Genomic DNA, 1,591 nt, shown 5'->3' with positions numbered 1-1,591 from the left:
GAACAGCCCCGCCCCACCGAGGCTGACCGCAAGCACGATCGCGACCACATACCCCATCGGATTACGCAGCCCGAGGCTGTCCGCGGCAAAGACCAGCCCGCACGCCAGCGCCACCTGCGCGATCCACACGCCCCGCAGCGGCCGGAACGCCCCTGGATCGCCGCGCCGCCACAGGCGCAACGCCACCCAGGTCACGGGTCCGCACAACAGGCAGAACAGGACCGCGAGGGCAAGCAGGGCAAGAATCAGTCGGGGCATACGGCGATGAATGGAAACCGGCCGGACGGCCGGGCCCGCTACATTACCAGAGCAGGCACCAACCGGCGGCATCGACCTGCAAGAAAAGTTCGGCACGTACCCCTGTCCGCTCTCAATGGCCATCCGTCCCGCTTGCCTAAGATAGGGCCTCGCCCATCGCAGGAGGAGCCCATTGAGCCTCGCCGTCCTCAGGAGCCGCGCCCTCGCCGGCATGGAAGCGCCCGCCGTCAGCGTGGAAGTCCACCTGGCCAATGGCCTGCCCGCGATGAACATCGTCGGCCTCGCGGACGCCGAGGTGCGCGAAGCGAAGGACCGCGTCCGCGCCGCGCTGCAAAATTCCGGGTTCGAGGTGCCCAGCCGGCGCATCACCATCAATCTCGCCCCGGCCGAACTGCCCAAGGAATCGGGCCGCTTCGACCTGCCCATCGCGCTGGGCATCCTGGCCGCGTCGGAACAGATCCCGTCCGGCGCACTGGACGGCTACGAATTCGCCGGCGAACTGTCGCTGTCGGGCGAGCTGCGGCCCGTACGCGGGGCGCTGGCGATGAGCTTTGCGATGCTGCGCCGGCAGGCCGCCGGCGCCGTCCCGGTGCGTGCCTTCGTGCTGCCGTGGGCGAACGCCGATGAGGCCGCGCTCGTGACGGACGCCGCCATCTACCCGGCCCGCTCGCTGCTGGAGGTGTGCGCGCACTTCGCCGCCACGTCCGACGAGGCACGGCTGGCCCGCTACCGTCCGGCGCTGGCCGACGAGCCGCCCGTGTACCCGGACTTCGCCGACGTCAAGGGCCAGCAGCAGGTCAAGCGCGCACTCGAGGTGGCGGCTGCCGGCCTGCACTCCGTCCTGCTGATCGGCCCGCCCGGCGCCGGCAAGAGCATGCTGGCGTCGCGCTTCCCCGGGCTGCTGCCGCCGATGCGCGACGAGGAAGCGCTGGAAACGGCCGCGATCCAGTCGCTGGCCGGCAGCTTCGCCATCGGGCGCTGGCGCCGGCGACCCTTCCGCAACCCGCACCATACGAGTTCCGGCGTGGCCCTCGTCGGCGGCGGCGCGGTACCGCGTCCCGGCGAGATCTCGCTGGCCCATCATGGCGTGCTGTTCCTCGACGAGCTGCCGGAGTTCGACCGCAAGGTGCTGGAAGTGCTGCGCGAACCACTGGAGACGGGCGGCATCACGATCTCGCGCGCCGCGCGCCAGGCCGACTTCCCCGCCAGTTTCCAGCTGATCGCGGCAATGAATCCATGCCCCTGCGGCTGGCTGGGCCATCCGTCCGGTAAATGCCGCTGCACGCCGGATGCAGTCCAGCGCTACCAGGACCGCATTTCCGGTCCCCTGCTC

2 protein-coding genes are annotated in these 1,591 nt (G+C 70.6%); one reads left to right on the top strand and one right to left on the bottom strand.

Features of this window, described 5'->3' with window-relative positions; all coding sequences use genetic code 11:
- The coding region (locus AC1DYX_RS30970; protein ID WP_477266035.1) for a hypothetical protein at positions 1–258 on the bottom strand (258 nt) is incomplete at its 3' end.
- 172 nt (positions 259–430) lie between these two features.
- Between AC1DYX_RS30970 and AC1DYX_RS30965 the strand changes: the two genes are divergently transcribed.
- On the top strand, positions 431–1,591 hold a 1,161-nt coding region (locus tag AC1DYX_RS30965), incomplete at its 3' end, for a YifB family Mg chelatase-like AAA ATPase (protein ID WP_477266033.1).

This window comes from Massilia sp. P2_C2 (genome assembly GCF_056404615.1).
This window is presented reverse-complemented; position numbering and strand designations above follow the sequence as displayed.